The organism is Streptomyces lacrimifluminis, assembly GCF_014646095.1.
Classification (GTDB): Bacteria; Actinomycetota; Actinomycetes; order Streptomycetales; family Streptomycetaceae; genus Streptomyces; species Streptomyces lacrimifluminis.
Genome location: NZ_BMMU01000002.1, coordinates 398,577 through 424,471 on the forward strand (window position 1 = coordinate 398,577; position 25,895 = coordinate 424,471).

Here is a 25,895-nt window from a genome sequence, read left to right on the forward strand (position 1 = left end):
TCATCTCGGGCCCACTTCGTGAACTATTCGGGTTGTACGGGTTTGGTGCCGCCCCGTCGGGACGTCCGTCACCGGCGGATACGATCCGGCGCATGGAGCCGCAGCTGACCCACAGTGCCGCCGACGGGATCGCCACCGTCGTCATCCGCCACCCGGCCAAGCGCAACGCCATGACGGCCGGCATGTGGCGTGCGCTGCCGCCGCTGCTCGCCGGCCTGGCCGCCGATCCGGACGTCCACGCCCTGGTGCTCACGGGAGCGGGCGGGACGTTCTGCGCGGGGGCCGACATCTCGACGCTCCAGGGCTCGCCGGAGGAGGCGCAGCGGCTGTCCGTGCTGGCGGAGGACGCGCTCGCGGCCTTTCCGAAGCCGGTGCTCGCGGCGATTCGCGGGCACTGTGTGGGCGGCGGGGCACAGCTCGCGGCGGCCTGCGATCTGCGGTTCGCCGAGGAGGGGGCACTGTTCGGGGTGACTCCGGCGAAGCTGGGCCTGGTGTACTCGGCGTCCTCCACGCGGCGGTTGGCGGCCCTGGTGGGCCCGGCGACGGCCAAGTACCTGTTGTTCTCGGGCGAGTTGATCGACGCGGAGCGCGCGCTGCGCACCGGGTTCCTCGACGAGCTGGTGCCCGGGGGCGAACTCAACAAGCGGGTCGCGGAGTTCACCCGTCTCCTCGCCTCGCGTTCGCGCCTCACCCAGGCGGCGGCGAAGGAGTTCGCGGACGGGCGCACCGACCGGGACGCGTACTGGGCAGAGCAGGCGCGGGAGAGCGGCGAAGCCACGGAGGGCGTCGCCGCGTTCCTGGAGCGCCGTACCCCCGACTTCTCCTGGACGGGGCCGGCGTCGCCCACGCCACGGTGAACCGGCTGCGGGAGCGCAGCAGTTCGACCAGGTGCGCGGGTGCCTTGTGCGGGGCGCCGGTCGACCAGGCGCGGGAGCCCGGGCCGCCGGGGACCAGGAGGGTGTGCGGTACGGGTACGTCGGCGAGCGTCCCGTCCGGTACGAGGGTGAGACCGCTGGACGTGCGGACCGGCTCCCCGGTCAGTGAGGCCGTACGGATGCGGTAGCTGCCCGGGTGCCGGGCCGAGGCCCCCGCGAGCACGTCGACCGGGCCGGAGACATCGGGACTCTGGACGCCGTCGAAGAGGACGACGAGAAGGGTTCGTTGCGCCAGGCCCCGATTCCTGGCGGCCACGGGTGATGGCGGCAATGACGGGTTTCCCACCCTTCCTGCCTTCGGCACGGGGCGGGCACGCATGGATGGCGATCTCCGAGGTATCCGATTGTTCCGGCCGCAGTGGCCGGACGACGAAAGGGGAGTTACGTGTTCCGCGCGATCGCAGACGTACTGCGCCAGATCGGTGGCGCCATAGCCACCGTCGTTACTCTGCCGTTCCGGGCACTGGCCCGGCTGTTCGGCGGTGCCTCGAACTCGGCCCGCGGCCGCCGGACCTGAGCCGGGCCCGTCCCGGCCCGCCGGGTCTGCCGCCCTGATCCCCGGATGTCGGTGCCACCTGCCACAATTGCCGCGCAACCTCAGTGGAGAAGGCGGTACGGGATCGTGACGACACCCCTCGTAGGGTCCATCGAAGGCAGGATCGCCGAGGAACTCGGCGTACGGGAGCGGCAGGTGAGGGCCGCCGTCGAGTTGCTCGACGGCGGCTCGACGGTGCCCTTCATCGCCCGCTACCGCAAGGAAGCGACCGAGATGCTCGACGATGCGCAGCTGCGCACGTTGGAGGAGCGGCTGCGCTATCTGCGGGAGCTGGAGGAGCGGCGGGCCGCGATCCTCGACTCGGTGCGCGAACAGGGCAAGCTGACGGCCGAGGTCGAGGCGCAGATCCGCGGTGCCGAGACGAAGGCCCGTCTGGAGGACATCTACCTGCCCTTCAAGCCGAAGCGGCGCACAAAGGCGCAGATCGCGCGCGAGGCGGGCCTGGAGCCGCTGGCCGAGGGACTGCTCGGGGACCCGTCCGTCGACCCGCTCGCCGCGGCGGCGGCCTTCGTCGACGCCGACAAGGGCGTCGCCGACGCGCAGGCCGCGCTGGACGGCGCCCGCTCGATCCTCACCGAGCGCTTCTCGGAGGACGCCGACCTGATCGGCGAGGTGCGCGAACGCATGTGGGTGCGCGGGCGGCTTGCCGCCAAGGTGAAGGAGGGCAAGGAGGAGGCCGGCGCGAAGTTCGCCGACTACTTCGACTTCACCGAGCCCTTCACCGCTCTCCCCTCGCACCGCATCCTCGCGATGCTGCGCGGCGAGAAGGAGGACGTCCTCGATCTGGTCCTGGAGCCGGAGGAGCCGACGGAGGGTCCTTCCTCGTACGAGGGGATCATCGCCCACCGTTTCGGGATCGCCGACCGCGGCCGTCCCGGCGACAAGTGGCTCAAGGACACCGTCCGTTGGGCCTGGCGGACCCGGATCCTGGTTCACCTCGGCATCGACGTGCGCCTTCGGCTGCGTACGGTCGCGGAGGACGAGGCGGTCAACGTGTTCGCGGCGAACCTGCGCGACCTGCTGCTCGCCGCCCCGGCCGGCACGCGCGCGACGCTGGGGCTGGACCCCGGGTTCCGTACGGGCGTGAAGGTGGCCGTGGTGGACTCGACGGGCAAGGCCGTCGCCACGGACGTGATCCATCCCCACGTACCGGCGAACAAGTGGGACGAGGCTCTCGCCAGGCTGGCGCGGCTCGCCAAGGAGCACTCGGTCGACCTGATCGCGATCGGCAACGGTACGGCCTCCCGCGAGACGGACAAGCTCGCCGGTGAACTCATCGCCAAACACCCGGAGTTGAACCTCACCAAGGTGATGGTGTCCGAGGCGGGCGCGTCCGTGTACTCGGCGTCGGCGTTCGCCTCGCAGGAGCTGCCGGGCATGGATGTGTCGCTGCGCGGGGCGGTGTCGATCGCACGGCGGCTGCAGGACCCGCTGGCCGAGCTGGTGAAGATCGACCCGAAGTCGATCGGGGTAGGGCAGTACCAGCACGACCTGTCCGAGGTGAAGCTGTCGCGGTCGCTGGACGCGGTGGTCGAGGACTGTGTGAACGGGGTCGGTGTCGACGTCAACACGGCGTCCACGCCGCTGCTCTCGCGGGTGTCCGGCATCTCCTCCGGGCTGGCGGAGAACATCGTGGCGCACCGTGACGCGAACGGGCCGTTCACGTCACGGTCCCAGCTGAAGAGTGTCGCGCGGCTCGGGCCGAAGGCGTACGAGCAGTGCGCGGGGTTCCTGCGGATCCGGGGTGGGGACGACCCGCTGGACGCGTCCAGTGTGCACCCGGAGGCGTATCCGGTGGTGCGCCGGATGGTGAAGCAGGCGGGGAGCGGGGTGGCGTCGCTGGTAGGGAACACGGCGGTGCTGCGGTCGCTGCGTCCCGATGACTTCGTCGACGAGAAGTTCGGCCTGCCGACGGTGACGGACATTCTGCGCGAGCTGGAGAAGCCCGGGCGCGACCCGCGGCCCGCCTTCAAGACGGCGACGTTCAAGGACGGGGTCGAGAAGATCGGGGACCTGTCCTCCGGGATGGTGCTGGAGGGGGTCGTCACGAACGTGGCCGCCTTCGGGGCGTTCGTGGATGTCGGCGTCCACCAGGACGGGCTGGTGCATGTGTCCGCGATGTCCAGGACGTTCGTGAAGGACCCGCACGATGTCGTGAAGTCCGGTGACATCGTGAAGGTGAAGGTGCTCGACGTCGACATCCCGCGGAAGCGGATCTCGCTGACGCTGCGGCTGGACGACGAGGCGGTGGCCTCCGGCGAGGGGCAGGGGCAGGGGCAGGGACAGGGGCAGCAGGGCGGCGGTGGGCGGCCTCAGCGCGGCGGGCGTCCGCCGCAGCCTCGGCAGCGACAGCAGGGCCAGGGTCAAGGGGGCGGAGGGGGTCGGCAGCAGGCGCCCGCGCCGGGGAACAGTGCGATGGCTGATGCGTTGCGGAAGGCTGGGTTGGTGGATCCGAAGCGGCGGTGAGGCTTGGCGGAGCTTGGTGCCGGGTGCCCTGATCGTGCGGGCACCCGGTGCTGGTGCTGAGGTACGGGTGGGTCGCGCGGCCCGGCGTCAACGGGGCGCCGCCTGCACCCACCCGTGCCGCCCCTGGCGGCACGCATGCCCGCAGCTATGCCCTGCCGTGCCCGCAGCCCGGTACCCGCGAACTCCGCCCGCCTGGGGCAACCCGACAGGCGCGCGGGGAACTGCGCGCTCAACCCCCACCGGCCCACAGCCGAACGAATCGGGACGGACGGGCTTTCAGAGGCGCGGGGAACTGCGCGACCAGCCCCCACCGGGCCCTCATCCGAGCGAACTACGGCAGCTCCGACACCTTGCCGTCCGCCACCTCGAAGCGGCGGGTCACCTGTACCGCGTCCAGCATCCGGCGGTCATGGGTCACCAGGAGCAGGGTGCCCTCGTAGGTGTCGAGGGCCTGTTCCAGTTGTTCGATGGCCGGGAGGTCGAGGTGGTTGGTCGGCTCGTCCAGGACGAGGAGGTTGACGCCCCTCCCCTGGAGGAGCGCCAGGGCCGACCGGGTGCGCTCGCCCGGGGACAGGGTCGCCGCCGGGCGCAGGACGTGCTCCGACTTCAGGCCGAACTTGGCCAGGAGCGTGCGGACCTCCGCCGGTTCCGTGTCGGGGACCGCCTCGCAGAACGCGTCCAGCAGCGCCTCGGGACCGAGGAAGAGCTTGCGGGCCTGGTCCACCTCGCCGACCACCACACCCGAGCCGAGCGTGGCGTGGCCCGCGTCCAGCGGGACCCGGCCCAGTAGGGCACCCAGCAGGGTCGACTTGCCGGCGCCGTTCGCGCCCGTGACCGCGATCCGGTCGGCCCAGTCGATCTGCAGGGTCACCGGGCCGAGGGTGAAGCCCGCGCGGCGCACCTCCGCGTCCCGCAGGGTCGCGACCACCGAGCCGGAGCGCGGGGCCGCCGCGATCTCCATGCGCAGTTCCCACTCCTTGCGCGGCTCCTCGACCACATCCAGGCGTTCGATCATGCGCTGGGTCTGGCGGGCCTTCGAGGCCTGCTTCTCGCTGGCCTCGCTGCGGAACTTGCGGCCGATCTTGTCGTTGTCGTTGTTCGCCTTGCGCCGGGCGTTCTTGACGCCCTTGTCCATCCAGCCGCGCTGCATCTGGGCCCGGTCCTGGAGCGCGGACCGCTTGTCGGCGTACTCCTCGAAGTCGTCGCGGGCGTGCCTGCGGGCGACGTCCCGTTCCTCCAGATAGGCCTCGTAACCGCCGCCGTACAGCTTGATCTGCTGCTGGACGAGGTCGAGTTCGAGGACCTTGGTGACCGTGCGGGTGAGGAACTCGCGGTCGTGGCTGACGACGAGGGTGCCGGCGCGCAGACCCTTGACGAAGCGCTCCAGGCGCTCCAGGCCGTCGAGGTCCAGGTCGTTCGTCGGCTCGTCGAGGAGGAAGACGTCGTAGCGGGAGAGGAGCAGGGAGGCGAGGCCCGCCCTTGCCGCCTGGCCGCCCGAGAGGGACGTCATCGGCTGGTCCAGGTCCACGGTGAGGGCCAGGGAGCCGGCGACCTCCTCCGCCCGTTCGTCCAGGTCGGCGCCGCCGAGGTCGAGCCAGCGCTCCAGGCTCACCGAGTACGCGTCGTCCGCGCCCGGGGAGCCGTCCACCAGCGCCTGTGTCGCCTCGTCCATCACCCGCTGGGCCTCCGCCACGCCCGTGCGGCGCGCGAGGAACTCGCGGACGGTCTCGCCCTCCCGGCGCTCCGGCTCCTGCGGGAGATGGCCGACGCTCGCGCTCGGCGGTGACAGGCGCAGTTCGCCCTCCTCGGGCGGGAGCAGCCCGGCCAGCATCCTGAGCAGCGTGGACTTGCCCGCGCCGTTGGCACCGACGAGCCCGATCACGTCTCCGGGGGCGACGACGAGGTCGAGCCCGGAGAAGAGCGAGCGGTCGCCGTGGCCGGCGGCGAGGTTCTTGGCGACGAGAGTGGCAGTCATCAGAAAGCCGATCCTAGCTGCCGCGCGCGGTGCCCCGCGTCCCGTATTTCACCGGGCCATGGGCTCCACCAGGACGGTTCCCGCGGAACGTGCCACGAGGAACGACTCCCCCTTCACCGCCTTCGCGTCCAGGGCGATGCGGTGCCGGCCGGGTTCGAGGATGCCGTCGAAGACATCGAGCGTGTGGGTGCGGTACAGCCGGTCCAGGCGGTACGCGGTGAGGTGGACGCGGCAGGTGGAGGTGACCTCTATGCCCGCCTCGCCGTCGGCGGCGACCAGGCGGGTGAGGCGGCGTTGTTCCAAGGGGCTGCGGTCCAGGGCGTGTTCGATCTGGGCGACGAGGAGCGGGATGATCGGGGCGAGACCGTCGACGTACGCCACCTCGACGCCCGCGTGGTCGAAGGAGCGGCGTACGGCGGCACGTTCCTCCTCGTCGATCGCGCGGCCGAAGGCGACGGCGCCGTAGCCGCGCAGTTCGTCGGCGGGGACGTCCGTGGCGTCCCGGGTGATGTCGGCGCCGATGCCGATGGTGCGCAGGGCGGCGGCCAGCTTGGCGAGGACGGCGACGCGGGCGCCGATCAGCAGGACCCGGCGGCGGGCCGCACCGGACTCGGCGGAGTGCGCCTCCTCGGCGGTCTCCGCGGTGTCCAGGAGGGCGCCGAGCACTTCCCGGTACTCGGCGCCCGGGAAACGGAAGGGTCCGATGCCGTGGTAGCCGTTGCGCTCCAGGTCGGCGTGGGTGTCCGTCTGCCAGGCGAAGTCTCGCCAGACGTAGTCGTCGCCGTCCTTCGCGATGGCCGCCGTCACGGCGCCGCATGCCAGGTCGGCGCACTCGGGACAGCCGTAGATGACGTAACGGCCGCCCACCAGGGGTGCGTCGGCCTCCAGGAGCAGGCCGCGGACCTGGGCGGTGAAGATCGCGGGCGGGATGTCGGAGGCGAGCGGGGAGACCGCGTCGAGGTCGGACAGCTGGTAGAGGAGGGGGCGGCCGTCGACGATGAAGTCGAGGAAGTCCCGGTGGACCTGGTAGTCACCGTTGGCGAGGACTCCACCGGCACGCATCGCCGGTGCCAGGCCGAAGGTCGCGTAGTCGGCAGACATGCTGTGAGTATCCCCAGACGGGGACCGATCTGAGCACGGCATGACATATTCCGCTACGGTCCCCCGGTGGAGAAGCGGCGGAGTGGTGAAGTGATCGTGGTCGGCGGCGGGGTCATCGGCCTGACGACGGCGGTGGTGCTGGCCGAGCGTGGGCGCCGGGTCCGGGTGTGGGCGCGGGAGCCCGCCGAGCGGACCACCTCGGCAGTTGCGGGCGCGCTGTGGTGGCCGTACCGGATCGAGCCGGAGGCGCTCGCCGGGGAGTGGGCGCTCGCGTCGCTGTCGGTCTACGAGGGATTGGCGGACCGGCCCGGGGAGACGGGCGTACGCATGGTCGAGGGTGTACAGGCCGGGCTGCGGCTGGACGAGCTGGGATCGTGGGCGGCTCGGGTACCCGAGTTGCGGGAGACGGACGAGGGCCTCCGGGCGCGGCTGCCGTTGATCGACATGCCGGTGCATCTGGGGTGGCTGCGGGAGCGGTTCCTCGCGGCGGGTGGAGTGGTGGAGAAACGATCCGTCAAGGATCTCGCCGAGGCCGGTGGGTCGGGCGATGCGGGCAGGGTGGACGTCGTCGTCAACTGCACGGGGCTCGGTGCGCGCGATCTCGTGCCCGACCCGGCCGTGCGTCCCGTGCGGGGGCAGTTGGTCGTCGTGGAGAACCCTGGGATCACGACGTGGTTCGCGTCGGCGGGGCACAACGACGCCAAGAGCACGTACTTCTTTCCGCAGCCCGGCGGCCTGATACTGGGCGGCACGGCCGAGGAGGACGAGTGGTCGCTCGTGCCCGATCCGGCGGTGGCCGAGGAGATCGTGCGGCGCTGTGCGCAGGTGCGGCCGGAGATAGCCGGGGCGCGGGTGCTCGGCCACCGGACGGGGCTGCGGCCCACCCGCCACGCGGTACGTCTGGACCGCGAGCTCCTCCCCGACGGGCAGGTGTTGGTGCACAACTACGGACACGGCGGCGCGGGGATCACGGTCGCGTGGGGATGCGCGCAGGACGCTGCGCGGCTCTGCGAGGACTGAGCGATCGACGGGCCACGTGGTTCGTGTCGCTGCGGGCCGGTGGAGGCCGGTCGTGCGGTTCCCCGCGCCCCTGGGGGCGCGGGTTCGCACCCGCACTTCAACGGCACCGCCCCGTTCAGCAGCCGGTGTCCGCCTCCCCCGCCGTCAGGTGGTACGGCGCCCGCTCGTCGAGAAGCAGCGGCACGAGGGCGCGCAGCGACTGGCGCAGCGGCACGTAAGCTCCGGTCCCCGCCCCGTCGTTGTCCCGCCGTACCCGCACTCCGTGCAGCGCGAGTTCGTCGGCCACCTCCGTGTACTGGTCCCCGGTGAGCCGATAGCCGCACGCCGGATTCTCGATCACCTCGGCGGGTTCGGCCGGATCGTTGTCCGCGCCCCCGAGGTAGACCGGGCCGGTGTCCCGGTGTCCGGCCAGCCGGGCGGCGCCCGTGACCGCGTCGACCTGCCTGCCCCGCTCACCCGCGAAGCTGAACAGCCCTTTCAGCGCGCCGAGTTGGGAGTTCACCCGGCGTCGGTTGTTGTCCGGCTCCGGTGTCCCCTCCGTCGACGGTTCGACGCGGCTCTCGATCAGCAGCCCGACCGCGTGCTTCACACCGGAGATGTTCCGCAGGATGCGTTCCTGACCGTCCCCGGCGACCTGCCGGATCGGGTCACCGGTGACGGGGTCGGTCCAGATGCCGTACGTACCGGTCGTGAACCCGGCGCTCTGGGCGGCCGGCCGTACGTACGTCTGCGACAGGGTCTGTGCCTCGGCGTGCACGGCCGTGTCGGTGTTGAGGTTGCGCGGCCAGAGGTCGAACAGGTCCTTGTCGTAGTACGGGGGCGTCGCCCCGTACTCGTGCAGGTCGTAGACCACGTCGGGCCTGCGGTCGCGGAGGACCGCCGCCATCGCCCGGGCTTCCGCCGTCCGCAGGGACAGATGGTCGCGGTTGACGTCGACGCCGTCGCTGTTGCCCCGGGTGCCGGCTGCCCGCCCGTCGGGGTTGGCCGTGGGGACGACGAGAACGGTGGTGCGCGACAGGAACGCCTTGGTCCGCGCGTCCTTCGCGTACGCCAGGTCGCGGATCGTCGTGAGACAGGCCTCCCGGCCGGACGGTTCGTCGCCGTGCTGGCTGCAGATGAGCAGCACGGTGCGGGTGGCGGGGCGTTCGCCGATGCGTACGAGTCGCAGGGGGCGGTTCTGCTCGGTGGTGCCGATGCGGGTGAGCGTCACGCGGTCGCTCGCCCGGTCGACGGCGGCGAGGAAGCCCTGCTCCTCGGGTTGGCTGGTCCAGCGGGCACCGTTCGTCTGCTCGAATCCGGTGCGTGGAGCCCGGCTTCGGTCCTCGGCCGCGTGGACGGGGGCCGACAGCAGGGGTGCGGCGAGGGCGGCGGCGATCACCGCGACCGCGAGCGCTTTCATACGGCTCCCGGTATGCGGTGGGCGGCGCGCGGGTCGCGGACGCCGTCGAGGAGGGACGGGCTCGGGGTGGCCGTCACCGTGCCCGCCGTGGCCCGTGCGAACGCGCCCGCACCGCCGACGAGCGGGACCCTGGCCGTCGTACGGGACAGGTCGAGCGTCAGCGTCGGGGTGGTCGACGGGGGGTCGATGAGGTCCTTGTCCGTGCCCGCGACGATCAGGGCGAGTCGGTGGCCCGCCGGGACGACGTGGTCGCTCGCGTGCAGGTCGAGGGTGATCGTGTAGGGCTTGCCCGGGGTCAGCGGGACACCCTTCGTGGCCGAGGCGTGGTTGCCCAGGTCGGCCCAGCCCCGGCTGAAGATCGTGTAGTCGACGGGAGTTGTCCTCGCCTGCGTCGAGCGGAAGCAGGAGCTGTCGCCGGCGGTGCTCGGGCCCCAGCAGGTGCGGTCGGTGAGCGTGGTGATGCCCTCGGCGGCGTCGGCGTAGTCCCGGATGGTGTCGGGGCCGAGGTCGACCAGGACGGCGGTCAGATGGGCCGTCAAGGTGCTCGGGGTGGCCCGCACGGTCACCGTGGACGAGCCCGATACGCGCAGGTCCCTGGTGAGCGGCCTGGTGATGAAGCCGGCCTTGCCGGGCGTGGCGCTGTCGATCCGCGCCGACCAGTCGGTCTCGCTCAGGCTCGGGTCGTCGGTGAACGCCGCCGTGCCGGACTGTCCCCGCAGGCCCAGGGTGCCGACGCCGGGCTGTTCGCCGGTGCCGGGACGCAGGCTCACCGTCTGTGCGGCACGGGGAGGCCAGACGGTCGAGGTGACCCACTGGTCGGGGTGGCGTTCGACGTCGGCCATGGGCTCGTCGTCGATGCCGTTGTCGTAGCCGAGGAGTTCATGGTCGAACCAGCGGTGCAGGGTGTCGACCCAGGCGGCGCGGCGGAAGTCGAAGGGGTCGACGTGGCCGGTCTGGGAGAGCCAGATCTTGCGCTCGACGCCGCGCTTCGCGAGGGCGTCCCACCACTGGCCGAAGTGCTTGGGGCGGACGTTGAGGTCCTGCTGACCATGGATGACGAAGACGCTGGCCCTGACCTTCCGGGCGTCCTTCACGTAGTCGCGCTCGCTCCAGAAGGATGTCCGGTCACCGGTACGAGGGGTCCCGTCGACGATCCTCTGCTGTACGGCGGCGCACTTGGCGCGGGCGGCCGGGCTGTTGACGTAGTCGGACAGCCATTCGGGGCCGGAGTCGTAGAGCGGGGCGCCCTTGGCGAAGTAGTAGTCGTACCAGGAGGAGATGGCGCTGATCGGGACGATCGTCTTCAGGCCCTCGACCCCGGTGGCGGCGACGCCGTTGGCGATCGTGCCGTCGTAGCTCTTGCCGATCATGCCTGTCTTGCCGTTGGTCCAGGTCGCCTTGGCGCGGTCGGTGCCCGTGCGGCTGGTGTAGCCCTTGGCGCGGCCGTTCAGCCAGTCGACGACGGCCTTCGCGGACTGGACGTCGGAGCGTCCGCCGACGTCGACGCAGCCGTCGGAGCGGTTGGTTCCGGCCAGGTCCACGCCGACGAAGGCGTAGCCGCGTGGCACGAAGTAGTTGTCGTAGAACAGCGGCATCTGGACAACGTTGCCGCTCGCGTCGTACGTCTTGCGCTGGCCCTCGTTGCCGCGTCCGCAGCAGGAGTAGTAGGGGCTGGCGTCCATGATCACGGGTATCCTGCGGCCCTGCGCGGCGGGTTCGCGCGGTCTGACGATGTCGACGGCGACGCGGTCGGTCCTCCCGTCGCTGTCGCCGTCGAGTCCGGTGTCCACCCAGACGGCCTCGCGGATCGCGTTGTCGTAGGAGTAGACGGGTCTGCTCTCCCGTGGGGCGCTGTGGGCGACGGCCGGGGTGAGCAGGGCGGCCGTGAGGGCGGCGGTGGCCGCCACGGCGAGCGTTCTCCAGGCCGTGAGGCGCGTGCGTATCGGCATGCGCGGACGGTACATCGGTCAACTCCCGTACAGAAGAAGGCAGCTGAGGGGCGGGCGGGAGTGAACCGACCGGGGGTGGCTGAGAAGTGCCTGTGGGACGGGCAGTGGGTGGTGGGCGAACCGCGATCGTGTGACACCGGTGGCCGTGGACGCGCTCGGAGGGACGGGGAACGAACACGCTCGGGACGGACTTCGCGCGCCTCCCCGGCTACGGCTGCCTCTACGGCCTGGAGCTCTCGTGCGCCGCAGACTCATCGCCCCCGGCGCGCTCACGGCCTCCCGGCTGCCCGCCGATCCCGGCATCGGCCGCGAGCCGAGTCCCTGGGGCATCGGGCGTCGGGCATCGGCGACCCCTGCTACCCGGCATACGGCAACGGCGGACACGACGTCCCGCGCGCTGGTGCCTGAGTCCGATCGCCGGGAGCACTCCAATCCTCTCGACGCCGGGCGGCGTTTTTGCCCCGTCCGGCTTCCTAACCGTCCCCGAACCCCTCCCCCTTCGCCGCCTTCTCCACCAGCAGCGCCGGCGGGGCGAACCGCTCCCCGTACCGCTCGGCCAACTCACGCGACCGTGCGACGAACCCGGGCAGGCCGCCCTCGTAACCGTTGATGTACTGCAGGACACCCCCCGTCCAGCCCGGGAACCCGATCCCGAAGATCGAGCCGATGTTGGCGTCGGCGACCGACGTCAGCACGCCCTCCTCCACCAGCCTCACCGTGTCCAGCGCCTCCGAGAACAGCATGCGTTCCTGCATGTCCACGAAGGGGATCCGCGCGCCCTCACGTGTGAAGTGCTCGCGCAGTCCCGGCCACAGCCCGGCCCGCTTGCCGTCCTCCCCGTACTCGTAGAACCCCCCGCCCCCGCTCCGCCCGGTACGCCCGAACTCGTCCACCATGCGGTCGATCACCGCCTCCGCGGGATGCGTCTGCCATGTGCCGCCCGCCTCCTCCACCGCCCGCCTGGACTCCGCCCGGATTTTGCGCGGCAGCGTCAGCGTCAGTTCGTCCATGAGGGACAGCACCTTCGCCGGGTAACCGGCCTGCGCCGCCGCCTGTTCGACCGACGCGGGCTCGATGCCCTCGCCGACCATCGCCACGCCCTCGTTGATGAAGTGCCCGATGACCCGTGAGGTGAAGAAGCCGCGCGAGTCGTTGACGACGATCGGGGTCTTCCTGATCTGACGGACCAGGTCGAAGGCCCGCGCCAGCGCCTCCTGGCCCGTCCGTTCGCCCTTGATGATCTCGACGAGTGGCATCCTGTCGACCGGCGAGAAGAAGTGCAGCCCGACGAAGTCGCCCTGGCGTTCGACGCCTTCGGCGAGGGCGCTGATGGGCAGTGTGGAGGTGTTGGAGCACAGCAGCGCGTCCGGTGCGACGAGGTGCTGGATCTCCTGGAACACCTTGTGCTTCAGGGCCGGGTCCTCGAAGACCGCCTCGATGACCGCGTCGCAGCCGGCCACGTCCTGCGGATCAGCGGTCGGTGTGATCCGAGCCAGCAGCTCGTCCGCCTTCTCCCTGCTCGTACGTCCCCGGGAGACGGCCTTCGCGCACAGCTTCTCGGAGTAGTTCTTCCCCCGGGCCGCCGCTTGGGCCGACACGTCCTTGAGGACGACGTCGATGCCCGCGCGGGCACACGAGTAGGCGATGCCCGCGCCCATCATCCCGGCGCCGAGGACCGCCACCTTCCGGACGGGGCGCGGCTCGACGCCCTTGGGGCGGTTGGCGCCCGAGTTGACGGCCTGGAGGTCGAAGAAGAACGCCTGGATCATGTTCTTCGCGGTCTGTCCGGCGGCCAGTTCCACGAAGTAGCGGGCCTCGATGACCTGTGCGGTCTCGAAGTCGACCTGGGCGCCCTCGACGGCCGCCGCGAGGATGCTGCGCGGGGCCGGGTAGGGCGCGCCGTTCGTCTGCTTGCGCAGATTGGCGGGGAAGGCGGGCAGGTTCGCCGCGAACCCGGGGCTGGCCGGGGTGCCGCCAGGGATGCGGTAGCCGGGCCTGTCCCAGGGCTGTCGCGACTCGGGGTTGGCGTCGATGAAGGCGCGGGCCTTGGCCATCAACTCGTCCTGGGTGGCGGCCACTTCGTCGATCAGGCCGTTCTTCAGGGCGCGCTGCGGGCTGTACTGGGTGCCCTGGAGCAGCACCTTCAGCAGCGCGTCGGCGATGCCCAGCAGGCGTACCGTACGGACGATCCCGCCGCCTCCGGGGAGGAGACCGAGGGTGACCTCGGGGCAGCCGATCTTCGTGCCCGGCGTGTCGAGCGCGATCCGGTGGTGGCAGGCCAGCGCGAGCTCGTAACCGCCGCCCAGGGCCGCGCCGTTCATCGCCGCGACCACCGGCTTGCCCAGGGTCTCGATGCGACGCAGGTCGCGCTTGATGGCGAGGCCGCCCTCGAACAGTTCCTGGGTCGTGTCGGGGGTGACCCGGATCAGGTCGCGCAGGTCGCCGCCCGCGAAGAACGTCTTCTTGGCGGAGGTGAGGATGATGCCGCGGATCGTGTCCTTCTCGGCCTCCAGGCGGTCGGTGACCACCGCGAGGGAGTCGCGGAACGCCTGGTTCATGGTGTTCGCGGACTGGGCCGGGTCGTCGAGGACGAGGGTGACGAGACCGGTGCGGTCCTGTTCCCAGCGGATGGTGGTGCTCTGTGTCATGACGGGGGTCTCCGTAGAAGCTCAGAAGTCTCTTGATGCCGCTGAGTCGGCCGAAGCGCTCGTGCGCCGGTCTCACCGACTCCGCCCGGTCTGCGGGTTCTGCCGGTTCCGCCGGGAGTTCAGATCCGTTCGACGATCGTCGCGATGCCCATGCCGCCGCCCACGCACAGCGTGGCCAGGCCGTACCGCTTGCCCTGGCGCTCCAACTCGTCGACGAGCGTGCCGAGGATCATCGCGCCGGTGGCGCCCAGCGGGTGGCCGAGCGCGATGGCGCCGCCGTTGACGTTGATCTTGTCGAGAGACAGGCCCATGTCCCGGGCGAAGCGCAGGACGACGGCCGCGAACGCCTCGTTGATCTCGACGAGGTCGATGTCGTCGATGGTCAGTCCGGCCTTGGCGAGCGCCTTGCGGGTGGCGGGTGCCGGGCCGGTGAGCATGATGGTGGGCTCGGACCCGGAGACGGCGGCGGAGACGATCCGCGCGCGCGGACGCAGCCCGTAGCGCTCGCCGACCTCCCGGGAGCCGATGGCGACCAGCGAGGCGCCGTCCACGATGCCGGAGGAGTTGCCCGCGTGGTGGACGTGATCGATCTTCTCGACCCAGTGGTACTTCTGGAGCGCCACGGCGTCGAAGCCGCCCAGGTCGCCGATGTCCGCGAACGACGGCTTCAGCCGGGCCAGTGAGTCGGCGGTGGTGCCGGGGCGCAGGTGCTCGTCGTGGTCGAGGACGACGAGGCCGTTGCGGTCCTTCACGGGGACGAGGGACCGCTCGAAGCGGCTCTCCTTCCAGGCCGTCGCCGCCCGCTCCTGGGACAGCGCCGCGTACTCGTCGACGTCGCGCCGCGAGAAGCCCTCGACGGTGGCGATGAGGTCGGCGCCGATGCCCTGCGGCACGAAGTCGGCGGCGAGGTTGGTCATCGGGTCGTTGAACCAGGCGCCGCCGTCCGAGCCCATCGGCACCCGTGACATCGACTCGACACCGCCCGCGAGAACGAGGTCCTCCCAGCCCGAACGCACCTTGGCGGCGGCCATGTTGACGGCCTCCAGGCCCGACGCACAGAAGCGGTTCTCCTGGACGCCCGCCACCGTGTCCGGCAGTCCGGCGACGACCGCGGCGACCCGCGCGATGTCGGAGCCCTGGTCGCCGACCGGTCCGACGACGCCCAGCACGATGTCGTCGATCGCGGCCGGGTCGAGGTCCGGGAAGCGGTTCCCGATCTCGTGGATGAGGCCGACGACGAGATCGACGGGCTTGGTGCCGTGCAGCGCTCCGCTCGCCTTGCCACGCCCGCGCGGGGTGCGGATCGCGTCGTACACGTACGCTTCGGTGCTCACTGGTGGGCCTTTCGGGGTGGGTTGGGCGAGCGGGGCCGGCAGAGGGTCAGCCGCCGTCCCGCAGGAGTCGGGGCACGTCCCAGTCGCGCGCCACGTCCGCCGTGTCGGCGCCGGGCTGGGCGGGGCCGCTGTGGATCGACGTGGGGGTGACGGAGAAGCGGGGCGCGGGGGCCGGCTGGGTGATGCCGCCGTGGTCGGTGAAGGTGCCGCGGGCGGCCAGGTGCGGGTGGTGCGGGGCCTCGCGCAGCGAGAGGACAGGCGCCACGCAGGCGTCGGAGCCCTCGAAGACGGCCGTCCACTCGTCCCTCGTGCGGGTCCTGAAGCGGGCGGTGACGGCCTCGCGCAGGTCGTTCCAGCGGGCGATGTCCTTGCGGGCGCCGGAGTGCTCCGGGAGTCCGAGCAGGCCGAGGAACTCCTCGTAGAACTGCGGTTCCAGCGCGCCGACCGCCATGTACCGGCCGTCGGCGGTCTCGTAGGTCCCGTAGTACGGGCAGCCGCCGTCGAGAAGGTTAGCGCCGCGCCGGTCCTGCCAGCCGCCCGCCGCGAGCATGCCGTGGATCATCGTGGCGAGGTGGGCGGCGCCGTCGACGATCGCGGCGTCCACGACCTGGCCGGTGCCCGTGGCGCGCGCGTGGTGGAGGGCGGAGAGGACGCCGACGACGAGATAGAGGGAGCCGCCCGCGTAGTCGCCGAGGAGGTTGGCCGGGACGGGCGGCGGTTCCTGCGGGCTGCCGATCAGGCCGAGGATGCCGGTCGGAGCGAGGTAGGCGATGTCGTGCCCGGCTCGGCGGGCGAGCGGGCCCTCCTGGCCCCAGCCCGTCATCCGGCCGTAGACGAGCCTCGGGTTGCGGGCGTGGCAGGTCTCGGGTCCGATGCCGAGGCGCTCGGCGACGCCGGGGCGGTAGCCCTCGACCAGGATGTCGGCGCGGGCGGCCAGGTCGAGGACGCGGGAGGGGCCGTCGGCCGCCTTCAGGTCGACGATCACCGACCGCTTGTTGCGGTTGGTCACGTCGTACTCGGGGTTGACGGCGAGTCCGGCACCCCCGGGCCGGTCCACCCGGACCACGTCGGCGCCCAGGTCTGCGAGGAGCATGGCGGCGAACGGTCCGGGCCCGATCCCCGCCAGTTCGACCACGCGCACTCCGGTGAGCGGGCCGCTTCCCGCCGTCCCCGCCACTGACATCGAGCCCCCGTTCCCGTGACACAACCGATGCGACACCAGCGATGCTAGGAACGCGTTCCGCTCCGCACAAGGTTTCACCGGTCGTTGATTAAGCAAGCGCTTGGCCAAGCCGCTTCGATCCGGACGACGACCGGCCGCACGACTCCACTCCCCCTCACGCTAGCCTCGACCACCGACAACGGCGCGGAACGCACAACGAGGGGTGTCATGAACAGGCCGAGCAGGGTGGAACACCCGTACGACATCGTGCTGTTCGGAGCCACGGGCTTCGTCGGCACGCTCACCGCCGAATACCTCGCCGCACACGCGCCCGACGGTCTGCGCTGGGCGGTGGCCGGCCGCAGCAGGGACCGACTGGAGCGGTTGCGCGAGCGGCTGGTGGGAGCCGGCAGGGCCGCCGAGGTCGGGGTGCTGGAGGCGGACGTGTCCGATCCGGTCTCGCTGCGCGCTCTCGCCGGGCACGCGCGCGTGCTGGCCACGACGGTGGGCCCCTATCTGACGTACGGCGAGGAACTGGTCGCCGCCTGCGCGGACGCCGGCACCGACTACCTCGACCTCAGCGGTGAGCCCGAGTTCGTCGACCTGATGTACGTCCGGCACGACACCCGCGCGCGGGAGACCGGTGCCCGGCTGGTGCACGCCTGCGGTTTCGACTCGATCCCGCACGACCTCGGCGCGTACTTCACCGTCGCCCAGCTGCCCGAGGGCGTGCCGCTGACCGTGGACGGATTCGTGCGCGCCGAGGGGATGTTCTCGGGCGGCACGTTCGCCTCGGCCCTCAACCAGTTCTCCCGGGGACCGCGGATGCTGGCCGCCGCACGTGACCGCCGACGCCACGAGCCACGGCTGCTGGGCCGCCGGGCGACCGCCCCCGCGGGCGCACCCCGGTACGCCGGGGAGGTCGGTGCCTGGGCGCTGCCGCTGCCCACCATCGACCCGCAGGTGGTCGTGCGTTCGGCACGCGCGCTGGAACGGTACGGCCCCGATTTCCGTTACCGCCACTACGCGGCGGTGCGGCGGCTGCCCTTCGCGGTGGGCGGGGTCGCCGCGGCGGGTGCGGTGTTCGCGGCGGCCCAACTGCCGCCCGCGCGGCGCTGGTTGTCGGGGCGGCTGCAGCCGGGGGACGGGCCGAGCGCGGAACGGCGGGCGAAGAGCTGGTTCTCGGTGCGGTTCGTGGGTGAGGGCGGCGGGCAGCGGGTGTTCACGGAGGTCGCGGGCGGCGACCCCGGCTACGACGAGACGGCGAAGATGTTCGCCGAGTCGGCGCTCTCCCTGGCCTTCGACGACCTCCCGGCGACGGCTGGTCAGGTCACCACCGCCGTGGCGATGGGCGACGCGTTGATCGAACGCCTGCGCAAGGCGGGGATCACGTTCCGGGTCGCGGCCGGCAGGTGACCGGCCGGGCGCCCGGAGCTCAAGGAGGGCTCACTGGGCCCAGCCCGTGACCGTGTAGATCATGCCGCCGATCCAGGCGAGGCCCGCCAGTACGGCGACGATCAGTGCGGCCGTGACGGCCCGCTCGACGGGCTGGGCGGGGCCGGCGACGGGTTTCGGGGCTCGGTGCGTGGTCATGGGCACAGCCTGCCGACAGCTCAGGGCCGCCGACATCCGTACAGATACTCAGAACACGTACTCAGATGATCACCGGATCACCTGACCGTCCGATCGCCCGAGCGCCTCGGGCGGTCGCTCCCGTCACGCGGTCGCTTCCTTCAGTGCCCGTCTGCACAGGGCGTCCGCCCGGCGGGTCGTCTCCGGGAGGCGGTACTCCGGGGTGAGCGCGAGGGTGTGGGCGCAGGCCGTGTCGAGGGAGGTGCGGTGGCCGACCGAGACGAACACCGGTTTGACCGCGTCCCGGGTGCGCAGGGCGCGGCCGACCTCCTCCACGCCCGCCAGGAGCGGGGAGGCAGCCCCGCGCCGGGTACCCGGCTCCTCGTACGTGAAGGTGAACGGGTTCTTCGCGACGCCGATCGTGGGGAGGCCGGTGAGGACGCCGAGGTGGCTGGCGAGGCCGAAGCGGCGCGGATGGGCCACGCCGTAGCCGTCGCAGACGACCAGGCCGGGCGGGACGGGCAGCGCGTCCAGGGCCGCCAGGACGGCCGGGATCTCGCGGAACGCGAGCAGGCCGGGCACATACGGGAAGGGGACCCGCCCGGCGGCGGTGGCCTCGGCGACGACGTGGAGGCTCGCCGCGTCCAGGACGACCGCGGCGGCCACGACGAGGTCGCGCTCGTCGTCGTAGGCGACATCGACGCCCGTGACGTGACCCGTCCCGGGCGGTGGTCCCGGCTCGTCCAGGACCACCCGCAGCCGCAGCTCGTCCTGGACCGCGCGGGCCCGTTCCTCGGTCGTGGGCCAGCCCGCCGGAAGGGGTACGGTCGTCGTCATCGTCATGGTGACGACGAGCGTACGGGCCCGCCGGCCGGTCCTCCGCCGCTGGCCGCCCGCCGCCTCACTTGTCGCCGAGGGCCTTCTTCAGCTGCGCCTTGTTCATGCCCGAGCGGCCGTTCACGTTCCGCTTCCTGGCCTCCTCGTAGAGCTGGTCGTACGTCGGCCCCTGGGCGCCCTTGTGCGAGCGCTGCCCGCCGCGCTCGGCGGACGACATGTCCTGGGTGGACGTACGGCTGGCGGTCCTGGACTCGCCGGACCGGGCGCGTTCCTTGTTGACGGTCCGCGCGGCGATCTCCTCGGCGCGCTTCTCGCTCTCTCCCCGGTCCAACGCACTGTCCTTGATGTGCTCGTACTGGCGTTCCCGCTTGGGGCTCGCGCCACGTGGCATGACCGTTCGCCTCCTCGGCTCGTGCTGCCCTCTCGTGCCTCTCGTGCCGTTTCGGTGAACGGGTACCCACTGGCTCAGGATTCGAGCCGTGCCACGCGCCCCTTCTCACCGGCCGCCCAGCACCCCAGGTCGGGCGTGCAGTCCACGGTGTCGTACGAGCCCGTGTCGACGGTCCTCCAGGTGCGCCCCGCGTCCGTGGTGAGGTCGGTGCCGGTCGGGCCGACCGCGAGCGCCGCCGTGCGGCTGTACGGGAGCCAGGCGACGCCGGAGCGGTAGGCGGGTGGGGACGCGGCAGCCGTCGCCCAGGTGCGACCGCCGTTCGCGGTGATCGCCCCCGCGCGCGGGGAGGCCTGGTCGGCGCGGTAGTCGCCGCCGACGGCCAGTCCGTGCTTACGGTCGCGGAAGGCGAGCGCGAAGACGCCGCGGGCAGGGTCGCCCGCCGGTATCGGTGTGTCGGTGGCCGTCCAGGTGAGCCCGCGGTCGGCGGAGTGCAGCACACGCGCGCGTGCACCCCCGCCCGTGGCCAGCCACACGTCACGCGGCCCCGCACTCACCAGGCACTGTCCGCTCGCCGCGAAGCCCGCCTCACCCTCCAGCGCGGCCGGCATGCCGGCGCTGGGCAGCACCGTCCAGGAACGTCCGCCGTCGCTGGTGGAGAGGATGCGGAACTTCCCGTCCACCGGGTCGCTCATGGCGAGGCCGTGTCGGGGGTCGAAGAAGGTGAGGCAGTCGTAGAAGGCCCTGGGATCGGTGTTGCGGAAGGACTCGGTCCAGCTCACCCCGCCGTCGTCGGTGCGGTAGACGCGGGAGGCCTCTCCCTCGCCGATGGCCAGGACCACGGCGCGTCGCGCGTCGAACGCCTCGATGTCCCGGAACTGGAGCTCTGCCGCACCCGGCGGAGAGACGTTTCGCCAGCTCGTTCCGCCGTCGGTGGTGCGCAGGACGGTGCCCTGGGTGCCGGCGAGCCAGGCGGTACCCCGGCTGACGGCGGACAGCCCGCGGAAGCGGACGTCGGTGGTGCCGCTGTCCTTCGGCGCCCAGTGCGGCGCACGGTGCCCGGCGCCCGTCCGTTCGTGCGCCTGCGCGGGTGCGGCCAGTCCGGCGGCGACAGCGGCGAGCGCCGCCACGTACGCGCCCGCCATCACCGTTCGCCTCGTCCGACCCGTACACCTGTTCTGTCGCTGCGTCCCCAAGATCCTCATGGCGGGCGAAGGTAGCAGTGAATGAACTCGGTGACAGAGGTCACTCGAAAATCAGGTGCACTGATTGGCTCATTCCAGCGTCTCTCTCAGTGTGCGGACCGTTCCATCCCGGAGTCCGGCCAACCGTCACAAGGGAGCAAGGCGTTGTTCACCGTCATCGAGCAGCTCGTAGAGGCCCGTCTCGTCGCCGCCGCACCGCGGATGACGAGCATTCCCGCAACGCTCACCTACGACCGGAGCGACCCGTTCGCGGTCCGGATGACCTTCCCCGCACCGGCCACGCTGGAGGGCGTGGAGGTGTGCTGGACCTTCTCCCGCGAACTCCTCACCGACGGCATGCGGGACCCGCAGGGCCACGGCGACGTACGAGTGCGGCCGTACGGCTACGACCGTACGGTGCTGGAGTTCCACGCCCCGGAAGGGACCGCGGTCGTGCATGTCCGCTCCGGCGAGCTGCGGCGCTTCCTGGCGGCCACCACCGAGCTGGTCCCCGTCGGCCTGGAGCATCTCCAGACCGACCTGGACCGCGACCTCGCGGAGCTGATGCGCGACGCCCTGTGACAGACCCGTTTATTGCTTTGACAGCCTGAAACGCCTCTTCCTACGCTTGCAGCGGTCCTGTTGCCGTCGAATTGGAGAAGGACGTTGCTCTACTGAGGTCCTGAGACACCGCGCCCCACACCCTCCAGTGGTGTGTGTGCGTAGCGTGCGACCTCGGTGTTCGAGCCGTCCGTGCCTCCCTCCGGAGCAGGACCTTCCTCGTGCCATCAGGACTCTTTCGCCGCCCGCCGGTGTCTCGACACGCGTTTGCCCCGACCGACTCACGCAACCGCGAGGCCACATGTCAGCCACCACATCCGTCGCCGTCACCTCCCTCTCCTTCGCCTGGCCCGACGGCACCCCCGTCTTCGACGGTCTCGACGTCACCATGGGCCCCGGCCGCACGGGGCTCGTCGGCGTCAACGGGTCAGGGAAATCAACCCTGTTGAAGCTCATCGCCGGGCAACTGCGGCCCACCGACGGCACCGTCCGCGTCGCGGGCGACGTCGGCCACCTCCCGCAGACCGTCACCCTCGACACCGCGCTGCGCGTCGAGGAGGTCCTCGGCATCTCCGCCCAGCGGGCCGCGCTGCACGCCATCGAGGCGGGTGACGTGGCCGAGGAGCACTTCGAGACGATCGGCGACGACTGGGACGTAGAGGAACGCGCCCTTGTCACGCTCGGCGAACTCGGCCTGGGTCACATCGACTTGGACCGCACGGTCGGCGAGGTCTCGGGCGGGGAGGCGGTCCTCCTGCGGCTGGCCGCGCTGCTGCTGGACCGCCCGGACGTTCTCCTGCTGGACGAGCCGACCAACAACCTGGACCTGCACGCACGCCGACGGCTGTACGCGGCTGTCTCCTCCTGGCCCGGCGTGATGATCGTGGTCAGCCACGACCGTGAACTCCTGGACCTGGTCGACCAGATCGCCGACCTGCGCTCCGGCGAGGTCACCTGGTACGGCGGCAACTTCTCGGCGTACCAGGAGGCACTCGCCACCGAACAGGAGGCGGCCGAGCGCATGGTGCGCGTGGCCGAGGCCGACCTGAAGAAGCAGAAGCGCGAACTGTCCGACGCCCAGGTCAAGTTGGCCCGCCGCAAGAAGTACGGGCAGAAGATGTTCGAGCAGAAGCGCGAGCCGAAGATCGTCATGGGGGCGCGCAAACGGTCCGCCCAGGAGTCGGCGGGCAAGCACCGCATCATGCACGAGGAGCGGCTCGCCGGAGCCAAGGAACGGCTCGACGAGGCGGTGGACGCCGTCCGGGACGACGACGAGATCCGCGTCGACCTGCCGTACACGGCCGTACCGCCCGGGCGTACCGTTCTCACGCTCCTGGACCTGGAGCTGGCGTACGGAGCGAGCGCGGGCTCCTTGGATCTGCGCGGGCCCGAGCGCATCGCGCTGGTCGGGCGCAACGGGGCGGGCAAGACGACCCTGTTGCGGACGATCGCCGGTGAACTGGCCCCGGTCTCCGGGGAGACGAGGACGCACGTACCGCTGCGCTTCCTGCCACAGCGGCTCGACGTCCTCGACGACGAGCTGACCGTCGCGGAGAACGTTGCCAGGTTCGCGCCGGGCGCCACCAACAACCGGGTCCGCGCCCGGCTGGCCCGCTTCCTGTTCCGGGGTGCCCGCGCCGACCAGCGGGCGGCGACCCTGTCGGGCGGCGAGCGGTTCCGCGCCGCCCTGGCCGCCCTGATGCTGGCGGAGCCCGCGCCCCAGCTCCTGTTGCTGGACGAGCCGACCAACAACCTGGACATGGCGAGCGCGCGACAGCTCACGACGGCTCTGGACTCGTACGAGGGAGCACTGATCGTCGCCAGCCACGACCTGCCGTTCCTGGAGTCGATCGGGATCACCCGATGGCTGCTGCTGGACGGGGAGTTGAGGGAGATCGACCCGGACGAAGCGGGGTGATCGGCAGCCGGGTCCGGGCCCCGGCCCGGCCTCCGGGGCTTTTGTCCGCCAGTTCCACCCTGCATGATGTGCGCGGACACCCCCTTCCGATACGGAGCTCCCTCGTGCCCAGCAAGAAGGCCCTCATACGCCGCCCCAGCCCGCGCCTGTCCGAGGGCCTCGTCACGCACATCGAGCGCGAGGAGATCGACGCCGACCTCGCCGGCCGGCAGTGGGAGGTGTACGCGGAGGCGCTGCGCACGCACGGCTGGGAAACCGTCGAGGTGGATCCGGCGGACGACTGCCCGGACTCGGTGTTCGTCGAGGACGCGGTGGTCGTCTACCGGAACGTCGCGCTGATCGCGCGGCCCGGCGCCGACTCCCGGCGCGGTGAGACCGGCGGCGTCGAGGAGGCGGTGGCCCGCCTCGGCTGTTCGGTGAACTGGGTCTGGGAGCCGGGCACCCTGGAGGGCGGTGACGTCCTCAAGGTCGGTGACACCATCTACGTCGGGCGGGGCGGTCGGACCAACGCCGCCGGCGTGCAGCAGCTCAAGGCCGTGTTCGAACCGCTCGGCGCCCGGGTCGTCGCCGTGCCGGTGAGCAAGGTGCTGCATCTGAAGTCGGCGGTCACCGCGCTGCCGGACGGGACCGTCATCGGGTACGCACCACTGGTGGACACCCCGTCCCTCTTCCCGCGTTTCCTGCCGGTGCCGGAGGAGTCCGGGGCGCACGTGGTGCTGCTGGACGGCGGAAAGCTGCTGATGGCGGCGAGCGCGCCGAAGACGGCCGAACTGCTCGCCGATCTCGGGCACGAGCCGGTGATCGTGGACATCAGCGAGTTCGAGAAGCTCGAAGGCTGTGTGACATGCCTCTCGGTCCGGCTGCGGGAGCTGTACATCTAGCCGGCCGATCGGGGTACTCGTCCGGCCCTGGACCTGCGAGTCCGGAGCCGTACCGGATCCCGGCGACAAACTCGCTGATCAGCGATCTTTACCACGCCCTTAACTTACGGCGGCGTAACCTACGGGAACGTAGCCTACGATGCCGTAGGTTGACTGAAGGCAGTCCGCTCACCCGCTCGCAACGTCATCCTGGAGCATTCATGACGATCACTTCTCCGCACCTCGGCAGCCCGTCCAGCGAGTGGACCGACGCTCGACTGCTGTACGCCCTGGAAGAAGTGGTCGAGACGGAACTCAACCGTCATCTGAAGGTGGCCAAGGACTGGATGCCGCACGAGTACGTGCCGTGGAGCGACGCCCGCAACTTCCCCGGCATCTTCGAGGACGGCGAGGCCTGGGGCAAGGAGCAGTCCAAGGTCACCGAGCTCGGCCGGATCGCCCTGGTCGTCAACCTCCTCACCGAGGACAACCTCCCCAGCTACCACCACGAGATCGCCAGCCTGTTCGGCCGCGACGGCGCCTGGGGCACCTGGGTGCACCGCTGGACGGCGGAGGAGGGCCGGCACGGCATCGTGATGCGCGACTACCTGCTCGCCTCCCGCGCGGTCGACCCGGACAAGCTCGAAGCGTTCCGTATGCAGCACATGGCCGAGGGCTTCGAGTCGGACAACCGGCACTCGATGCTGCACTCGGTGGCGTACGTCGCCTTCCAGGAGCTGGCCACCCGCGTCTCGCACCGCAACACCGGCCACCAGTCCGGCGACCCGGTCTGCGACCGCATGCTGGCCCGCATCGCGACCGACGAGAACCTGCACATGGTCTTCTACCGGAACCTGCTCAAGGCCGCGTTCGAACTCGCGCCCGACCTGACCATGCAGGCGGTCCGGGATGTGATCGTCAACTTCCGCATGCCCGGTCACGGCATGCCCGGCTTCGAGCGGGCCGCCGCGCAGATGGCGATCGGCGAGGTCTACAACATGCGCATCCACCACGACGACGTGCTCCAGCCCGTCCTGCGCCACCTGAAGGTCATGGAGATGGGCGACCTCGGCCCCGAGGGTCTCCACGCCCAGGAGGAACTGGGTATGTACATGAGCGGCCTGGACTCCGAGGCCGCCAAGTTCGACGAGAAGCTCGCGGCCCGCAAGGCCCGCATGGCGGCCCGCGCCGCCGGCTGACCCACCCCACGACACCGTTGCCTCGTACGCCGTCACCTCGTCCAGAGCCGCGTCCCGCACGTCGGCCACGGGGTGGCGGCGCAGTGTTCTCGGCTCCTCGCGCCAGGGCACGGCCAGTCCGTCCGGCTGCCCCGGCGCTCCGGTGACGGCGACCGCGAGACGCCCTTCGGCCTGGCCCCCATGGGCGGCCAGGCCATGGACCCCGGCCGGCAGCACGGGCGGGGCGACCGGCGGGTGGGCGCGGCCAGCTGTTCGAGGCGGGGCGATGGCGCCCGCTCGGTACCGGCCGGCGTTCGGGAATACCGTCCGAGAGGTCAGTGAGAGGTACGCGAGGTGTGTGAGGTGCGCCGGAGGTTGAGCCGCTCCTTCTCGGAGAGGCCGCCCCAGACGCCGAACCGTTCGTCGTTGCTGAGTGCGTAGTCCAGGCAGGCGGGGCGCATCTCGCACATCCCGCAGATGCGCTTCGCCTCGCGCACCGAACTGCCCGGCTCGGGAAAGAAGAAGTCGGCCCCGGTCTCCGCGCACAGGGCCTGCGCCTGCCAGGCGCTGTCCATCGGGGTGATCGTCTCGTAGTGCATGCACGAGAGCGTGCCCGGCGGTGAAAAACGTTCGCTCAACGTCCGATCAACGGCGACTTCCGGGCCCGCTGCCCGGCGAACGGCCCGGGCGGTTCGCCGGTTCGCCGGTTCGCCGGTTCGCCGGTTCGCCGGTTCGCCGGTTCGCCGGTTCGCCGGTTCGCCGGTTCGCCGGTTCGCCGGTTCGCCGGTTCGCCGGTTCGCCGGTTCGCCCGATGATGCTCCCGGCTGATGAGCGAGCGCACGGCGGCGCGCG

21 protein-coding genes and 1 pseudogene are annotated in these 25,895 nt (G+C 71.4%); 9 read left to right on the top strand and 13 right to left on the bottom strand.

Annotated features, from left to right (window positions below; genetic code table 11):
* Window positions 1-92: 92 nt before the first annotated feature.
* Window positions 93-857 (top strand): enoyl-CoA hydratase/isomerase family protein, encoded by a 765-nt coding sequence (locus tag IEY89_RS04845; RefSeq protein WP_189145984.1) that lies wholly within the window; start codon window positions 93-95, stop codon window positions 855-857.
* Between the two features lie 70 nt (window positions 858-927).
* Here the strand turns inward: IEY89_RS04845 and IEY89_RS04850 are convergent.
* Window positions 928-1,170 (bottom strand): annotated as a pseudogene (locus tag IEY89_RS04850) (DJ-1/PfpI family protein); the annotation flags it as partial.
* 150 nt (window positions 1,171-1,320) lie between these two features.
* Here IEY89_RS04850 and IEY89_RS41460 point away from each other — a divergent pair.
* Both IEY89_RS41460 and IEY89_RS04855 read left to right on the top strand, forming a co-directional pair.
* Complete coding sequence (locus IEY89_RS41460; protein WP_268240720.1) at window positions 1,321-1,452, top strand: LPFR motif small protein; 132 nt, start codon at window positions 1,321-1,323, stop codon at window positions 1,450-1,452.
* Between the two features lie 105 nt (window positions 1,453-1,557).
* A complete protein-coding gene (locus IEY89_RS04855; RefSeq protein WP_189145985.1) occupies window positions 1,558-3,957 on the top strand; it encodes a Tex family protein in 2,400 nt (799 codons plus the stop codon).
* A gap of 331 nt (window positions 3,958-4,288) precedes the next feature.
* Here IEY89_RS04855 and IEY89_RS04860 read toward each other — a convergent pair whose 3' ends face one another.
* Together IEY89_RS04860 and IEY89_RS04865 are read right to left on the bottom strand one after the other, a co-directional pair.
* Entirely contained in the window at window positions 4,289-5,932 is a 1,644-nt protein-coding gene (locus IEY89_RS04860) for an ABC-F family ATP-binding cassette domain-containing protein (protein WP_189145986.1), read from the bottom strand.
* A 48-nt stretch (window positions 5,933-5,980) separates the two neighbouring features.
* Window positions 5,981-7,033, bottom strand: a complete 1,053-nt coding sequence (locus tag IEY89_RS04865; RefSeq protein WP_189145987.1) for an oxidoreductase — start codon at window positions 7,031-7,033, stop codon at window positions 5,981-5,983.
* 90 nt (window positions 7,034-7,123) lie between these two features.
* Here IEY89_RS04865 and IEY89_RS04870 point away from each other — a divergent pair, with 90 nt between their 5' ends.
* On the top strand, window positions 7,124-8,053 hold the full coding sequence (locus tag IEY89_RS04870) for an FAD-dependent oxidoreductase (protein WP_189146106.1): 930 nt from the start codon (window positions 7,124-7,126) through the stop codon (window positions 8,051-8,053).
* 115 nt (window positions 8,054-8,168) lie between these two features.
* Here IEY89_RS04870 and IEY89_RS04875 read toward each other — a convergent pair whose 3' ends face one another.
* The 5 genes from IEY89_RS04875 to IEY89_RS04895 all read right to left on the bottom strand — a co-directional run bounded on the left by IEY89_RS04875 (window position 8,169) and on the right by IEY89_RS04895 (window position 16,566).
* Window positions 8,169-9,452, bottom strand: coding sequence for a M14 family metallopeptidase (locus IEY89_RS04875; RefSeq protein WP_189145988.1), 1,284 nt, complete (start codon window positions 9,450-9,452; stop codon window positions 8,169-8,171).
* Window positions 9,449-11,401, bottom strand: a complete 1,953-nt coding sequence (locus IEY89_RS04880; protein ID WP_189145989.1) for a Xaa-Pro dipeptidyl-peptidase — start codon at window positions 11,399-11,401, stop codon at window positions 9,449-9,451. Before IEY89_RS04880 ends, IEY89_RS04875 begins: the two co-directional genes overlap by 4 nt.
* Window positions 11,402-11,874: 473 nt before the next feature.
* Complete coding sequence (locus tag IEY89_RS04885) at window positions 11,875-14,049, bottom strand: 3-hydroxyacyl-CoA dehydrogenase NAD-binding domain-containing protein (protein ID WP_189145990.1); 2,175 nt, start codon at window positions 14,047-14,049, stop codon at window positions 11,875-11,877.
* Between the two features lie 119 nt (window positions 14,050-14,168).
* Window positions 14,169-15,383, bottom strand: coding sequence for an acetyl-CoA C-acetyltransferase (locus tag IEY89_RS04890; protein ID WP_189145991.1), 1,215 nt, complete (start codon window positions 15,381-15,383; stop codon window positions 14,169-14,171).
* A 46-nt stretch (window positions 15,384-15,429) separates the two neighbouring features.
* Window positions 15,430-16,566, bottom strand: coding sequence for a CaiB/BaiF CoA transferase family protein (locus IEY89_RS04895; protein WP_189145992.1), 1,137 nt, complete (start codon window positions 16,564-16,566; stop codon window positions 15,430-15,432).
* A gap of 207 nt (window positions 16,567-16,773) precedes the next feature.
* Here IEY89_RS04895 and IEY89_RS04900 point away from each other — a divergent pair, with 207 nt between their 5' ends.
* The gene (locus IEY89_RS04900) at window positions 16,774-17,961 is read left to right on the top strand and encodes a saccharopine dehydrogenase family protein (protein WP_189145993.1); all 1,188 of its coding nucleotides are present in this window, start codon (window positions 16,774-16,776) and stop codon (window positions 17,959-17,961) included.
* 30 nt (window positions 17,962-17,991) lie between these two features.
* Here IEY89_RS04900 and mmpA read toward each other — a convergent pair whose 3' ends face one another.
* From mmpA to IEY89_RS04920, 4 genes are all read right to left on the bottom strand, one after another.
* Entirely contained in the window at window positions 17,992-18,138 is a 147-nt protein-coding gene (gene mmpA / locus IEY89_RS04905) for a morphogenic membrane protein MmpA (protein ID WP_189145994.1), read from the bottom strand.
* Between the two features lie 123 nt (window positions 18,139-18,261).
* Window positions 18,262-18,960, bottom strand: a complete 699-nt coding sequence (locus IEY89_RS04910) for an endonuclease V (RefSeq protein WP_189145995.1) — start codon at window positions 18,958-18,960, stop codon at window positions 18,262-18,264.
* 58 nt (window positions 18,961-19,018) lie between these two features.
* Window positions 19,019-19,345, bottom strand: coding sequence for a plasmid stabilization protein (locus IEY89_RS04915; protein ID WP_189145996.1), 327 nt, complete (start codon window positions 19,343-19,345; stop codon window positions 19,019-19,021).
* Window positions 19,346-19,419: 74 nt separating this feature from the next.
* Window positions 19,420-20,487 carry a WD40/YVTN/BNR-like repeat-containing protein gene (locus IEY89_RS04920; RefSeq protein WP_189145997.1) on the bottom strand — a complete coding sequence of 356 codons (1,068 nt, stop codon included), beginning with the start codon at window positions 20,485-20,487 and terminating at the stop codon, window positions 19,420-19,422.
* 204 nt (window positions 20,488-20,691) lie between these two features.
* Here IEY89_RS04920 and ssgD point away from each other — a divergent pair, with 204 nt between their 5' ends.
* The 4 genes from ssgD to IEY89_RS04940 all read left to right on the top strand — a co-directional run bounded on the left by ssgD (window position 20,692) and on the right by IEY89_RS04940 (window position 25,064).
* A complete protein-coding gene (gene ssgD / locus IEY89_RS04925) occupies window positions 20,692-21,108 on the top strand; it encodes a spore wall synthesis regulator SsgD (RefSeq protein WP_189145998.1) in 417 nt (138 codons plus the stop codon).
* A 280-nt stretch (window positions 21,109-21,388) separates the two neighbouring features.
* Entirely contained in the window at window positions 21,389-23,005 is a 1,617-nt protein-coding gene (locus tag IEY89_RS04930; RefSeq protein ID WP_189145999.1) for an ABC-F family ATP-binding cassette domain-containing protein, read from the top strand.
* Between the two features lie 104 nt (window positions 23,006-23,109).
* Complete coding sequence (gene ddaH / locus IEY89_RS04935; RefSeq protein ID WP_189146000.1) at window positions 23,110-23,886, top strand: dimethylargininase; 777 nt, start codon at window positions 23,110-23,112, stop codon at window positions 23,884-23,886.
* A 200-nt stretch (window positions 23,887-24,086) separates the two neighbouring features.
* Window positions 24,087-25,064, top strand: a complete 978-nt coding sequence (locus IEY89_RS04940) for an acyl-ACP desaturase (RefSeq protein ID WP_189146001.1) — start codon at window positions 24,087-24,089, stop codon at window positions 25,062-25,064.
* A 314-nt stretch (window positions 25,065-25,378) separates the two neighbouring features.
* Here IEY89_RS04940 and IEY89_RS04945 read toward each other — a convergent pair whose 3' ends face one another.
* Window positions 25,379-25,642, bottom strand: coding sequence for a WhiB family transcriptional regulator (locus IEY89_RS04945; RefSeq protein WP_189146002.1), 264 nt, complete (start codon window positions 25,640-25,642; stop codon window positions 25,379-25,381).
* Window positions 25,643-25,895: the final 253 nt, after the last annotated feature.